Source organism: Micromonospora arida (assembly GCF_042873195.1).
Classification (GTDB): domain Bacteria; phylum Actinomycetota; class Actinomycetes; order Mycobacteriales; family Micromonosporaceae; genus Micromonospora; species Micromonospora arida.
Genome location: NZ_JBIALC010000021.1, coordinates 46,827 through 59,446 on the forward strand (window position 1 = coordinate 46,827; position 12,620 = coordinate 59,446).

The following is a 12,620-nucleotide window of genomic DNA, read 5'->3' on the forward strand; positions in this document are numbered from 1 at the left end:
CGGCCCCACGACCCTCGATCAACGCTGCGCTCGGCCCCAGGGATCAGCTACCGCCAGCGCGGACCCTCGATCAGCGGTGCGCTCGGCCCCACGGGTCGGCAACGGCCGGGCGCTCCCAGCGCCGGTCCACCGGGGGATCGTCGCCCCCGTCGGCGTCCCCGGCCGCAGCCCGGGTCAGGTGCCGCAGCCGCAGCAGCAGCCCCACCCCGAGGAAGAGCAGCAGCCCGCCGAGGAGGAACGCGACCTGCACCACGCCGAAGGCGCCGGACTGCGAGACCGGGCGGTTGGCCGCCGGTGGCGCGGCGTCGGCCGGGTACTCCTCGACCGTCTCCTCCGTCGCCGTGCTCTCGTCCTCGGTCGGCGCGCTGGCGGATTCGGTGGGCTTCGGCGGGGTCTTCGTCGGCTTCGGGGTGCTGGTCGGTGCGCCGCCCACCCCCACCACCGAGCGGGTGGCGGTCTGCCGGGCCAGCAGGCGCAGGTTGGCGTCGTACGCCTCGGCGGCGAGGGTGACCCGCCCCTGGGTGACGTCCTCGGCGAAGGCCACCCGGTAGCGGGCCGTGACAGTGCGGCCCGGGCAGAGCGTGCCCGGGTCGAGTTGCCGGTCGGTCAGTCGGGCGGTGTCACCCTCGGTGCGGATCTCCAGCGGAAAGTCGCCGGTCTCCTCCACCCGGTCCATCTTCACCTGGTCGAGCCGGAGACCGCCCTGCACGCTGAGCACCATCGACCAGCGCACCTTCGCGCACCTGGCGCGCCGATCCGTCTGGGAGACCACCGCGGAGATCGTCCGCACCTGCTCACCGGCGGTGAACCGTCCCGGCAGGCCGCTCATCTCGGTGGTGAAGGCCGCCTGTGCCGGGGCGGCCACCGCCAGCTCCACCCCGCTCAGACAGGCCAGCACCACCCCTGCCCTCAGCGCATACCGCCACACCGTCACCACCGCCGTCTCCGTTCGGTTGCCTCCACCCCGCAACGCTAGAAGCGGGGCACCGCGCCGACCAGACGGGTGTGTTCGCACCGGACGGCAAGGAGGGGGCGGGTTTTCACCGACCGTGGTGAACCGGTCACCACTCCCCCGCGACACGCCGGGAGCCGGCCGCTGGGAGAATCACGCCGTGTCCGAGCTCTCCAGCACGTTCGTCCGGCTGCACGCCCGGCTGGCCCCGGTCCCCTTCGTTCCCGAGGTGCGGCTGCACCAGGCAGACGAGCCGATCGGCCTGTGGGAGCTGACCGAGGGCGAGTTCTCCAGCGACCGGCCGCCGCCGTTCTGGGCGTTCGCCTGGGCCGGCGGGCAGGCCCTCGCCCGCCACGTCACCGACCACCCGGAGCTGGTCGCCGGCCGGCGGGTGCTCGACCTCGCCTCCGGCTCCGGTCTGGTGGCCATCGCGGCCGCCCGCGCCGGCGCGGCGTCCGTGCGGGCCGTCGAGGTGGACGAGCTGGCGGTGGCGGCGGTCGCCCTCAACGCCGAGGCCAACGGGGTACGCGTCGACGCCGAGTTCGGCGACATCCTCGACGGCGACGCGGGGGACGCCGAGGTGGTGCTCGCCGGGGACGTCTTCTACAGCGAGGCGATGGCCCGCCGGGTGCTGCGGTTCCTGCTGCGCGCCGCCCGGGCCGGCGCGCCGGCGCTGGTCGGTGACCCCGGCCGGGCGTTCCTGCCCCGGGACCGCTTCGACGAGGTGGCCGGGTACGACGTGCCGGTGCCGGAGGCGCTGGAGAGTGTGCGGGTGAAGCGCACCACCGTCTGGCGGCTGCGGGCCGGGCTGCCGGGAGCCTCCGGCTAGCGTGTCCGGGTGCTGTTCCGCAGCTGGGCGCAGGTGGCCGACCCCGCATGGCCGGACGTGGCCCGGGTGCCGGACCACGTCGGCGGCACCCACCTGGTCGTGACCCGGCACGCGCTGGTCCGCCAGGTCCTCGCCGACCCGGTCACCTACCGGCCGGACAACGCGCTGGACGCGGTGACGCCGATGCCGGTGACCGCGCTGCGGGTGCTCGCCGGGCACCGGTTCCGGCTGCCGCCGACCCTGGCGAACAACTCGGGCGTCAGCCATCCGCAGATCCGGGCGATCGTCGCGGAGGCGTTGCACCCCGCCCGGGTGGCCGCGCAGCGGCCCTGGCTCACCGCGCTGGTCCGGGAGCGGGTCGCCCGGTTGGGTGCCGCGCTCGACGCCGGCGGGCCGGTCGACCTGTACGCGGACCTCGCCGCCGACCTGCCGCTGCTGGTGCTGGCCCGGCTGGTCGAGTTGCCGGACGCGCCGGTCGGCGCGGTCAAGGACTTCGCCCGCGCCGCACTGGAGTTGTTCTGGGCACCACTGGACGCCGACCGGCAGGTGGCGCTCGCCGCCGAGGTGGGCCGGTTCCACCGGGTACTGCGGGACTTCGCGGCCGTCGGTGGCGGTCTGGCCGCCGAGCTGCGCGCGGCCGGGCACCCGCCGGACGTGGTGGTCGGCGCGCTCTTCTTCCTGCTGGTCGCCGGGCAGGAGACCACCTCGCAGTTCCTCACCCTGCTCCTGCACCGGCTGGCCAACGAGCCCGTGGTCCGGGCCGGCCTGCGCACCGGCGAGGTCGCGGTGGCAGACGTGGTGGAGGAGGGATTGCGGCTGGAACCACCGATCGTCACCTGGCGGCGGGTGGCGACGACGGAGAGCACGCTGGGCGGCACGCAGGTGCCGGCGGGCAGCAGCCTCGTGCTGTGGCTGGGCCGTGCCGGTCGGGACCCGGCGGTCGTGGAGTCGCCCGACGAGTTCCGTCCGGGCCAGCGTGGATCACGCCGACACCTGGCGTTCGGGGCGGGCGCGCACCGCTGCGTCGGGGACGTGCTGGCCAGGATGGAGGCGGCCGTGGTGGTGGCCGAGGCCGCGCCGCTGCTGGACGGGGTGACAGTGCTCCGTCCGCCCTGGTGCCCTGACAATCTCACCTTCCGGATGCCGGACGCGTTCGTGGTCCGCCGCTCCCCCGGGCTGACCGGATCCTGACATCCGCTCGGTATGTTTCCGGGCGTGTCAGCCATCCCCACCCGTCGGATCCCTGTCGTCGTAACGCTTCTGGCCCTGCTGGCGTTGACTGCCTGCACAGTCGGTCCCAGCCACCCGGCGCACGCTCGGCAGATCACCGCGGCCCAGCCGACTCCGTCCGCACAGGCGCCGACCCCCTCGGCTTCGCCGTCCCCGACCGCGAAGCCCGCGTTCAAGAGCCTGGCCTGGTACGTGTCACAGGTGCCGACGTTTCCCGAGGCACCGCAGCCGCAACCGGTGGCGCTGCCCACGACCGGTTCGGCGGCGTTCTGGCACCGCCTGCCGACCGACCAGAAGGTCGCCTTCATCACCATCGACGACGGTGGGCTGGCCCGCCCGCCGGAAGTGATCGACTTCATCTGGGAGGCGCGTATCCCGGTGACGATGTTCCTCAACTCGCCGGCAGCGGAGGAGCACACCGACTACTTCCGGCAGATCGAGGCGGTGGGCGGGGTCGTGGAGAACCACACCATCCACCACAACTCGCTGGCCGGGCGGTCGTACGACTACCAGAAGCAGGAGATCTGCGGTGCCGCCGACACCCTGGAGGGGCTGTTCGGCAAGCGGCCCACCCTGTTTCGGCCACCGTTCGGCGAGCATGACAGCACCACGCTGAAGGCCGCGCACGACTGCGGCGCGAAGGCGGTCTTCCACTGGACCGAGACCGTCCACGAGGGGAAGGTGCGCTACCAGACCCCGGAGAAGGTGGTCCAACCCGGCGACGTGCTGCTGATGCACTTCCGACCGGCGCTGATGGACGACCTGCTCGCGGCGTTGAAGGCGATCCACCGGGCGGGGCTCACCCCGGCGCTGCTGGAGCAGTACGTACGGTGATCAGCCCGCCACCGGCCTGACGAAAGTCAGTGGTGGGTGGTGCCGTTCGGGCGCGGCGGGGCGGCAGGCCGCTCGCCTAGCGTCAGCGCATGATCACATTACGTGGGTTGACGAAACGGTTCGGGTCGACCGTCGCGGTCGACGCGCTGACCGTCGACATCGCGCCCGGCCGGGTCACCGGCTTCCTCGGCCCCAACGGCGCCGGCAAGTCCACCACCATGCGGATGATCCTCGGGCTGGACCGTCCCACCGCCGGGCAGGCCCTGGTGGGCGGGCGCGCGTACCGGGAGTTGCGCCGGCCGCTGCACGAGGTGGGCGCGCTGCTCGACGCGCGGGCCATCCACCCGGCCCGGTCCGGCCGGGCGCACCTGCGGGCCATGGCGCACAGCAACGGCATCCCGATCCGCCGGGTCGACGAGGTGTTGGACGCCGTCGGGCTCGACGGACGGGCCGCGGGTAAGCCGGGGCGGACGCTCTCGCTCGGTATGGGCCAACGGCTCGGCATCGCCGGCGCGCTGCTCGGCGACCCGCCGGTGCTGATGTTCGACGAGCCGGTGAACGGACTCGACCCGGACGGGGTGCGCTGGGTGCGGCAGCTGATGCGCTCGCTGGCCGACGAGGGGCGGACGATCTTCGTCTCCAGCCACCTGATGAGCGAGATGCAGCTCACCGCCGACCAGCTCGTGGTGATCGGCCGGGGGCGACTGCTCGCCGACGAGCCGATCGGCAAGGTGATCGCTCGCAGCACTGTCGCGGTAAGGGTCCGCAGCCCGCATCCGGACGGGTTGGCCGCGCTCGCCGCGCGCCTCACGGCCGCCGGGGCGAGCGTCGAGGCGGCCGACCGGAACGAGCTGACCGTCACCGGCGCCACCGCCGACCAGGTCGGCGACCTGGCCCACGAACTGGGGGTACGACTGCACGAGCTGAGCGCGCACGCCGCGTCGCTGGAGCAGGCATTCATGGAGCTGACCGCCGACAGCGTCGAGTACGCCGGTGGCCCGACCGGAGGTGGGGCGCGATGAGCACCAGCACCAGCACCCGTCACGGCGCCGTGGCCGCCGAGTGGACCAAGCTCTCCTCGGTGCGGAGCACCTGGTGGACGGCGCTGGCCGGGCTGCTGGTGATGGCCGCCAGCGCCGGCCAACTCGCCATCTACGCGGCGAACGACAACACCAACGACGACCCGACCGACGACCGGGGGATCGTCACCGTCGGCAGCGTGCTGATCGACTCGGTCGAGTTGACCCAGTACGTGGTGCTGGCGCTGGGCCTGCTCGCTGTCACCGCCGAGTTCACCAGTGGCACCATCCGCACGACGTTGCAGTGCACCCCGTCCCGTGGTCGCGTACTGCTGGCCAAGGCCGCGGTCGCCGGGGCGGTCACCTTCGCGCTCGGGCTGCTGCTGGGCGGCGTGGGCGCCCTGGTCGCCCGGCCGGTGCTCGGCGAGTGGGGCAGCGCCCCGGCCGCCGACACGATCGGCGACATCGTGGCGGTGGCGACCTACCTGGCGCTGATCGGTGTGCTCGCCCTGGGCCTCGGCGCCGCGTTGCGCAGTGCGGTGCTCACGCTCACCGTCCTCCTCGCCACCCTGATGATCGTGCCGCTTTCGCTCCAGGAGCCGGACATCGACGTGCTGAACCGGATCGCCGACGTGTTCCCCGGCGTGGCCGGCGGGCACTTCCTCGCCGGCGACACCGAGCCGTACCCGCCAGTGGTCGGGCTGCTCCTGCTCGCCGGGTGGGCCGGCGCCGCGCTGCTGCTGGGCCGGGCGGCGTTGCGCCGACGCGACGCTTAAGGCAGGCCGCGCTGAGCGGGGGCCGATCGGCCCCCGCTCAGCCGTCGACCAACCCCGCCTCGTACGCCAGGATCGCCGCCTGCACCCGGTTGCGTACGTCCAGCCGGGTGAAGATGCTGGTCAGGTAGCTCTTCACGGTGCCCTCCACGAGGTGCAGCCGGCGGGCGATCTCGGCGTTGGAGAGCCCCGCCCCGACCAGGGCCAGCACCTCCCGTTCCCGCTCGGTCAGCCCGGCCGCACGCTCCCGGGCGGCGGGTCGACGGGCCAGCCGATCGGCCCCCAGCTCGATCACCCGGCGGGCCACCCTCGGCGACAGGTACGCCCCACCGTCGGCGACGGCGTGCACACCGGCGATCAGCTCACGGGGGTCGCCGGCCTTGAGCAGGAACCCGCTGGCACCGTGCCCGAGCGCCCGGGCCACGTGGTCGTCCTCGCCGAACGTGGTCAGCATGATGGTCGCGGTGTCCGGCACGACCCGGCGGATCTCGGCGGCGGCGGCCAACCCGTCCAGCCGCGGCATCCGGATGTCGAGCAGCGCGACCCGGGGTCGGTGGGCCCGGACCAGTTCCACCGCCGCGTGCCCGTCGCCGGCCTCGGCGACCACCTCGATGCCGGGATCGCTGGCGAGGATGGCCCGGACACCGGCCCGGATCATCGCCTCGTCGTCGGCCAGTACCACCCGGATCGGCGGTGCCCCTGTCGTGTCGGTGTCCACTACGCGATCCACTCCTTGCTGACCAGCCGGCCGTCGGTGAAGCAGAGCCGCCAGGTCGGCGCGGCGAGGGGGAAGTTGCCGTCGGTGTAGTACTCGCAGCCGGCCCGGTCGACCGGTGTGGGGCGTTCCAACTGCCGCCGGGGCAGCCCGACCAGCTCGGACCGGGCCGCGCCGACGCGCATCTGGTCGAAGGTGGCCCGGTCCAGCACCGTCCCGGCGGTCGCCACCGGGTAGTAGACGAACGAGAGCACCAGGGCGAAACCGACCGGGGCGACGAGCGCCACCAGCAGGCTGCGTCGAACCCGCCGCCGGGCGTCGTGCAGCCGCCGCTCGGCGTCCACCGGCCGCTCCGCCGGACCGGGTCGCTCGTCGGACCAGGACGTCGGCCCGGTCTCGGCCGCCGACCCGATCGGCTCGGGCGGCGCCGCGGTGGCCGGCAACACCGCCCGGACCGCGAACCCGCCGTCGGCCCGGTGGCCGGCGTCGAGCGTCCCGCCGGCGAGGCGGACCCGCTCGGCGAGGGCGAGCAGCCCACTGCCCTGCGACGGCGGGGCGGGCAGCGGCCCGGCCGGCGGTGCGTCGTTGACGACGGTCACCTCGACCCGGTCACCGTCGCGGGTGAGGCGCACGTCGACCGGGGCGCCCGGCGCGTACCGGGCCGCGTTGGTCAGCGCCTCCCGGACGATCCGGTGCGCCGCGTGACCGGTCATCGCCGGTAGGTTCGCGACCACCGGGGCGGTGTCCAGCCGTACCGCCATGCCGGCCTCCCGGGCACCGTCGACAAGGTCGGCGACGGTCTCCCCGCTCGGACGCAGTGATGCGCCCGCCTCCTCGCGGAGCACCCCGATGATCTCGTGCAGTCGCTCGGTGGCGGCGGAGACGCTGGCCCGCAGCTCCCCCGCCGCGGCCCGGTGCCGGTCGTCCAGGTCGGCGGCGACCTCCAGTGCGGCGGCGCGCAACGCGATCAGGCTGAGGTCGTGGCCGAGCGAGTCGTGCATCTCCCCGGCGATCCGGGCCCGCTCGCGCAGCCGGATCCGCTCGGCGGCACCCCGCTGCTCGCGGGTCAGCGCGTCGACGTGCCGGCGACCGGCGTCGGTCAACTCCTGCTGCTGACGGCGGTACCGGCCGACCAACCAGGGGAACACGGCGGCGAAGAGCAGCACCGAGGCGAGCAGGAACCAGGTGGCCGCGCCGGTGCCGAGCACCCCCAGGTTGAGCGCCGTGCCACCGGCCGTGATCAGCACGAAGACCATGATCGCTGGACCCACGGTGGCGCTGCGCCGCCCGGCGAGATAACTGAAGACCGGAATGGCGAACACGAAGTTGCCATCGACCAACGACCCGAGCACCGCCAGCACCGGGGCGACCAACGGCTGACGTCGACTCGTCGCCACCGCCACACCGAGCACCAGCAGCTTGCCGACCAACAGCGGCAACGTGTACCGCGTATAGGGCGGGCTGGCCTCGGCGTAGCCGACCGGGGCGACCACCACCGCCCAGAGCAGCACGTCCAGCAGCAGGCGACGCCGCCGGTGCAGCCAACCCGGCGGCGGGAAGTCGAGGATCCGCACGGCGGTCAGGCTACCCACGCCCGACCTGCGCGGACACCGACGAAAGTCAGGTGTTCAGCCGCTCTCCTCGGCCCAGACCCGCCAGTCGTCGAGCACGCCGTGCAGGGCCGGGGTGAGCCAACCCGGCGCGGACCGCCGGAACACGCCCGGGTCCATCGCGCCGGCGCCGTCGGGCAGCGCGCCGAGCAGGTTCGGCACCAGGTCGGTGAGGTTCGTCCAGTGCACCAGCTCCGGCCGGGCCGGCCAGGCGCCGATCACCACACCGGCCGGCACGGCCCTACGGTCCAGCGCCTCCAGGGTCAACGCGGTGTGGTTGAGCGTGCCCAACCCGGCGCGGGCGACCACCACCGCGGGCGCGCCGAGCGACACCGCCAGGTCGGCCATCGTCCACGGCTCCCCCGACGGCCGCAGCCCCATCGGAACCAGCAACCCACCCGCACCCTCGATCAGCACGAGGTCGTGCTTGTCGGCCTCCGCACGGACGGCGTCCACCGCCGCGTACAACTCCAGCGGCGGCAGGTCCGCGACCCGCGCGGCGGCCAACGGGGCGAGCGGATCCGGGTAGCTGGCCAGGGTCCGACCGGTCAGCGGCGCAGCCAGCCGGTTCACCGCGTCCACGTCGCCGGGCTCACCGCCGGCCGTGCCGGTCTGACCCGGTTTGACCACCGCCACCCGTAGCCCGGCGGCCTGCGCGGCGGCAGCGATCGCCGCGGTCACCACCGTCTTGCCGACCTCGGTGTCGGTCCCGGTGACCAGCACCGACCCCGCCCACCCGGTCACGGGGCAGTCTCCGTTCGCGGCTGCGGGGCTCGCAAACCCGGCTCACTCCTCGCGCTCACGGCGCACAGTCCACGATGACGTCCAGCGCCCGCTCGAACGCCGCCCGGGGCACCCCCGCGCTCACCGTGAGGCGCAGGCGGGAGCGGCTGTCCGGGGTGGATGGTGGCCGGAAACAGCCCACCGCGACGCCCCGGTCCCGGCAGTCCGCGGCCCAGGCGGTCGCCGCCTCCGGCCCCGGGGCGGTCACCGAGATCACCGCCGCGTCCGGGGCGGAGACGGTCAACCCGGCCGCCCGCAGTCGACCGACCGCCAGCCTCACCCGGTCGGAGAGGTCGGCGCGCAGGTCGTCGCCGGCCTCGGCGAGCCGCAGCGCGGCGTGCACACCGGCGGCGACCGCCGGCGGCAGTGCCGTGTCGAAGATGAACGTGCGCCCGGTCTCGACCAGATGCCGGACGAACTCGGCCGGGCCGGCGACAACGCCACCCGCGCCACCGAGCGCCTTGGACAGGGTGGCGGTCACCACCACGTCCGGCTCGCCGGCCAGCCCGGTGGCCGCCACCGCGCCCGCGCCGGCCGGGCCGGTCAGGCCCAGCGCGTGCGCGTCGTCGACCAGCAGCAGCGCGCCGTGACGGCGGGCCACCGCGTGCAGCCGAGCCAGCGGGGCGAGATCACCGTCGACCGAGAAGACCGACTCGGTCACCACCACCGCCGGGCGGCCGGGAGCGGCCGCGAGCGCGGCGGCTACCGCGTCGACGTCGGCGTGCGGGGTGACCACCGTCTCCGCACCGGAGATGCGGCAGCCGTCGATCAGCGACGCGTGGTTGTGCGCGTCGGAGACGAGCAGCGTCCGAGGTTGGACGAGCGCCCGCAGCGCGCCGAGGTTGGCCAGATAGCCGGAGGAGAAGACCAGGGCGCCGTCGGTGCCCAGCCAGCGGGCCAGGTCCTCCTCCAACGCCCGGTGCGCGTCGGTGGAGCCCCGGACCAGGCGCGACCCGGTCGCCCCCAGCCCGTACGCCGAGAGGGCCGCCGTGGCCGCGGCGACGACGTCCCGGTGGGTGGCCAGGCCGAGGTAGTCGTTGCCGGCCAGATCGGTCATCTGATCGTCGGCCGGACGCGGATGCAGTCGCCTGGTGAGCCCGGCCTTCGCCCGCAGCTCCGCGCGGCGGTCGAGCGCCGCCAGCCAGTCCGCCACCGTCACCCTCCCCCGCTGTGCGTGCCGGTCAGCCCGACACCCGCCGGGCGAAATTACCACCCGCCGCCACCGGCCCGACGATTCCACTCGGTGCGAGGCACCGACCGGGCTGCCAGGTCATTCCGGCTGATCGGAGCGCCCGAGGCCTGTGCGAGAGCCCCTGGCCGGCCTGTGACGGGCCCAGACAACGACCGGCCGCGTTGGATGTTCGTCTGGATACAACACCGGTGTCCGGACGAACATCCGCCTTGCCGGACCGCCGCCTGGACTCCGTCTCGGCTCGACCGAGGGCTCTCGCACAGGCCTAGTAGGGTACGAGCCATGCCAGAGATCCTCGACCAGGCCCGGACCCAGGTCCTGGGTGACGGTGTCGGCCTCGATCAGGCCGGCGTCCTCGCCGTGCTGAACCTGCCCGACGAGCACCTGCCCGCCGCCCTCCAGCTCGCTCACGACGTGCGGATGCGCTGGTGCGGCCCGGAGGTCGAGGTCGAGGGAATCGTCTCGCTCAAGACCGGCGGCTGCCCGGAAGACTGCCACTTCTGTTCGCAGTCGGGCCTGTTCACCTCGCCGGTGCGCTCGGTCTGGCTGGACATCCCGTCGCTGGTCGAGGCGGCGAAGCAGACCGCCGCGACCGGGGCCACCGAGTTCTGCATCGTCGCCGCGGTGCGCGGCCCGGACGCCCGGCTGATGAAGCAGATGCGCGAGGGCGTCGCCGCCATCAAGGCGGAGGTCGACATCCAGGTGGCCGCGTCGCTGGGCATGCTCAGCAAGGAGCAGGTCGACGACCTGGTCGACATGGGCGTGCACCGCTACAACCACAATCTGGAGACCTGCCGGTCGTACTTCCCCAACGTGGTCACCACCCACTCGTGGGAGGAGCGCTGGGAGACGCTGCGGATGGTGCGCGACTCCGGCATGGAGGTGTGCTGCGGTGGCATCCTCGGCCTCGGTGAGACCGTCGAGCAGCGGGCCGAGTTCGCCGCGCAGCTCGCCGAGCTGAACCCGCACGAGGTGCCGCTCAACTTCCTCAACCCTCGTCCCGGCACCCCGCTGGGTGACCGGCCGGTGGTGGAGGGCAAGGACGCGCTGCGGGCCATCGCCGCGTTCCGGCTGGCCATGCCGCGCACCATCCTGCGGTACGCCGGTGGTCGCGAGATCACCCTCGGCGACCTCGGCACCCGCGACGGTCTGCTCGGCGGCATCAACGCGGTGATCGTCGGCAACTACCTGACCACGCTGGGTCGACCGGCGACCGCCGACCTGGACCTGCTGAACGAGCTGAAGATGCCGGTCAAGGCGCTCTCCGCCACGCTGTGACGACCATGACGACGACGGAGCTGTGGTGCGACCGGTGCGGTGAGTCGGCGACGGCCACCGCCCACCCGGCCTGCGCGTCGGCCCGCCAGTTGGAGCCGCCCCGGTTCTGTCCCCACTGCCGTCGGCGGATGAAGGTGCAGGTGCTGCCGGTGGGCTGGTCGGCGGTCTGCGTCGCGCACGGCGAGATCCGGGGCTGAGCCGGTGCTGCGAGGGCGGGCGGTGACACTACGACCGGCGACGGTCGCGGACGTGCCGGCCCTCGCCGCGATCCGGGCCGATCCGGAGGTACGCCGGTGGTGGCGGGGCGGCGACGACCTGGCCGACTCCGTACGCGCCGACCTCGCCGACGACGACCTGCACGTGTACGCGATCGAGCACGACGGTCGGGTGATCGGCGCGATCCAGTGGTACGCCGAGGCGGACCCGGACTACCGGCACGCCAGCCTGGACGTCTTCCTCGACCCGGCGGAGCGCGGCGCCGGCCTCGGCGGTGACGCCATCCGCACCCTGGCCCGACACCTGATCGACGAGTACGGCCACCACCGCTTCACCATCGACCCGGCCGCGGCGAACAGCGCCGCCATCCGGGCGTACGCGAAGGTCGGTTTTCGTCCGGTGGGGGTGCTGCGCCGCTACGAGCGCGGCGCGGACGGCCGCTGGCACGACGGCCTGTTGATGGACCTGCTCGCCGACGACCTGGTGGAGTGACTCAGGCGTCGTCCCACACCAGGTGGCCGTCGGGCAGTCGGCGGGCACCCTCGGCCGGCCGGTGTGGGCTGAGGCGGCCGTCCGGCATCAGGTGCGCCACCGGGACTCCGTTGCCCAGTGTCGCGACGTCGGCGATCAACCGCCGGTGGCAGCGCCACCACACGCTCTCGCTGCACATGATCGCGGTGGTCCGACGATCCGCCTCGGCGAGCACCTCGGCGAGCGCGTCGTCGAACTCGGCCGTCCGGGTGTGGGCGGCGTACGCCCGGAACGCCGCGACCGTCCACCAGGTGTCCGGCTCCGGCTCCCCGGCCGGGACGTGCCGTCGTCCGCCGAGCCGCGGCTCCCAGCGGTAGTCGATGCCGCACTCGGGCAGCCACTGTTCCAGTTCCTCGCGGCGGACGTCCGGGTTGGTGCGGCTGGCCGGGTATCGCCGCACGTCCACCACCTGGGCGATCCCGGCCTCGGTCAGCAACTCTCCCAGCCGGCCCCGATCGACCGCGCCGTGCCCGACGGTCAGCAACTCTCGCACCACCATTGCTTGCCCGGAATCCCGCCGACCTATCCCACCCGGGTCCGCCCGCGAGGGCCGGGCGCCGCAGATCTTGGACAGTTTCCGTCAGCACCTGACTATTCAGTCCCATGACATCTGTCAGTGGTGAAGTCCCGATACATGTGTCAGTTGGTAGGGATCTTG

General features: G+C 73.7%; 14 protein-coding genes. 8 read left to right on the plus strand and 6 right to left on the minus strand.

The genetic code is table 11. The features are described 5' to 3' along the window. Window positions 1–70 precede the first annotated feature (70 nt). Complete coding sequence (locus ACFYP0_RS32880; RefSeq protein ID WP_356980694.1) at window positions 71–937, minus strand: hypothetical protein; 867 nt, start codon at window positions 935–937, stop codon at window positions 71–73. Window positions 938–1,112: 175 nt separating this feature from the next. Between ACFYP0_RS32880 and ACFYP0_RS32885 the strand changes: the two genes are divergently transcribed. The 5 genes from ACFYP0_RS32885 to ACFYP0_RS32905 all read left to right on the plus strand — a co-directional run bounded on the left by ACFYP0_RS32885 (window position 1,113) and on the right by ACFYP0_RS32905 (window position 5,640). Further along, window positions 1,113–1,781, plus strand: coding sequence for a class I SAM-dependent methyltransferase (locus ACFYP0_RS32885; protein ID WP_091400752.1), 669 nt, complete (start codon window positions 1,113–1,115; stop codon window positions 1,779–1,781). 9 nt (window positions 1,782–1,790) lie between these two features. Further along, window positions 1,791–2,972, plus strand: a complete 1,182-nt coding sequence (locus tag ACFYP0_RS32890; protein WP_356980692.1) for a cytochrome P450 — start codon at window positions 1,791–1,793, stop codon at window positions 2,970–2,972. Window positions 2,973–2,996: 24 nt separating this feature from the next. Next, window positions 2,997–3,845: a polysaccharide deacetylase family protein gene (locus ACFYP0_RS32895; protein ID WP_355495261.1), complete on the plus strand. Its 849-nt coding sequence runs from the start codon at window positions 2,997–2,999 to the stop codon at window positions 3,843–3,845. Between the two features lie 89 nt (window positions 3,846–3,934). Beyond that, window positions 3,935–4,867, plus strand: a complete 933-nt coding sequence (locus ACFYP0_RS32900) for an ABC transporter ATP-binding protein (RefSeq protein ID WP_355495263.1) — start codon at window positions 3,935–3,937, stop codon at window positions 4,865–4,867. Continuing rightward, complete coding sequence (locus ACFYP0_RS32905) at window positions 4,864–5,640, plus strand: ABC transporter permease subunit (protein WP_124855432.1); 777 nt, start codon at window positions 4,864–4,866, stop codon at window positions 5,638–5,640. The genes ACFYP0_RS32900 and ACFYP0_RS32905 overlap by 4 nt, the downstream gene beginning before the upstream one ends. A 37-nt stretch (window positions 5,641–5,677) precedes the next feature. On the opposite strand, the gene ACFYP0_RS32910 is transcribed toward ACFYP0_RS32905, so the two are convergent. The 4 genes from ACFYP0_RS32910 to ACFYP0_RS32925 all read right to left on the minus strand — a co-directional run bounded on the left by ACFYP0_RS32910 (window position 5,678) and on the right by ACFYP0_RS32925 (window position 9,898). Beyond that, the gene (locus ACFYP0_RS32910) at window positions 5,678–6,295 is read right to left on the minus strand and encodes a response regulator (protein ID WP_238683390.1); all 618 of its coding nucleotides are present in this window, start codon (window positions 6,293–6,295) and stop codon (window positions 5,678–5,680) included. 59 nt (window positions 6,296–6,354) lie between these two features. Beyond that, on the minus strand, window positions 6,355–7,926 hold the full coding sequence (locus ACFYP0_RS32915) for a sensor histidine kinase (protein ID WP_356980689.1): 1,572 nt from the start codon (window positions 7,924–7,926) through the stop codon (window positions 6,355–6,357). Window positions 7,927–7,980: 54 nt separating this feature from the next. Continuing rightward, window positions 7,981–8,685: a dethiobiotin synthase gene (gene bioD / locus ACFYP0_RS32920; protein WP_238678930.1), complete on the minus strand. Its 705-nt coding sequence runs from the start codon at window positions 8,683–8,685 to the stop codon at window positions 7,981–7,983. 76 nt (window positions 8,686–8,761) lie between these two features. Then, window positions 8,762–9,898: an 8-amino-7-oxononanoate synthase gene (locus ACFYP0_RS32925; protein ID WP_355495269.1), complete on the minus strand. Its 1,137-nt coding sequence runs from the start codon at window positions 9,896–9,898 to the stop codon at window positions 8,762–8,764. A gap of 321 nt (window positions 9,899–10,219) precedes the next feature. On the opposite strand from ACFYP0_RS32925, the gene bioB reads away from it, so the two are divergent. From bioB to ACFYP0_RS32940, 3 genes are read left to right on the plus strand one after another with little or no spacing between them, the layout of a single operon-like run. Next, complete coding sequence (bioB, locus tag ACFYP0_RS32930) at window positions 10,220–11,215, plus strand: biotin synthase BioB (RefSeq protein ID WP_124855438.1); 996 nt, start codon at window positions 10,220–10,222, stop codon at window positions 11,213–11,215. Between the two features lie 5 nt (window positions 11,216–11,220). Continuing rightward, window positions 11,221–11,412, plus strand: coding sequence for a biotin synthase auxiliary protein BsaP (bsaP, locus tag ACFYP0_RS32935; protein WP_356980686.1), 192 nt, complete (start codon window positions 11,221–11,223; stop codon window positions 11,410–11,412). Between the two features lie 4 nt (window positions 11,413–11,416). Further along, on the plus strand, window positions 11,417–11,923 hold the full coding sequence (locus ACFYP0_RS32940; RefSeq protein ID WP_091400729.1) for a GNAT family N-acetyltransferase: 507 nt from the start codon (window positions 11,417–11,419) through the stop codon (window positions 11,921–11,923). A gap of 1 nt (window position 11,924) precedes the next feature. On the opposite strand, the gene ACFYP0_RS32945 is transcribed toward ACFYP0_RS32940, so the two are convergent. Further along, complete coding sequence (locus ACFYP0_RS32945; RefSeq protein WP_356980684.1) at window positions 11,925–12,461, minus strand: DUF488 domain-containing protein; 537 nt, start codon at window positions 12,459–12,461, stop codon at window positions 11,925–11,927. Window positions 12,462–12,620: the final 159 nt, after the last annotated feature.

Excerpts from the sequence above, each read along its gene's own strand:
- bsaP (WP_356980686.1), top strand. The coding sequence starts at position 11,221 with ATGACGACGACGGAGCTGTGGTGCGACCGGTGCGGTGAGTCGGCGACG.
- bioB (WP_124855438.1), top strand. The coding sequence starts at position 10,220 with ATGCCAGAGATCCTCGACCAGGCCCGGACCCAGGTCCTGGGTGACGGT.
- ACFYP0_RS32910 (WP_238683390.1), bottom strand. The coding sequence starts at position 6,295 with ATGATCCGGGCCGGTGTCCGGGCCATCCTCGCCAGCGATCCCGGCATC.
- ACFYP0_RS32905 (WP_124855432.1), top strand. The coding sequence starts at position 4,864 with ATGAGCACCAGCACCAGCACCCGTCACGGCGCCGTGGCCGCCGAGTGG.
- ACFYP0_RS32945 (WP_356980684.1), bottom strand. The coding sequence starts at position 12,461 with ATGGTGGTGCGAGAGTTGCTGACCGTCGGGCACGGCGCGGTCGATCGG.
- ACFYP0_RS32900 (WP_355495263.1), top strand. The coding sequence starts at position 3,935 with ATGATCACATTACGTGGGTTGACGAAACGGTTCGGGTCGACCGTCGCG.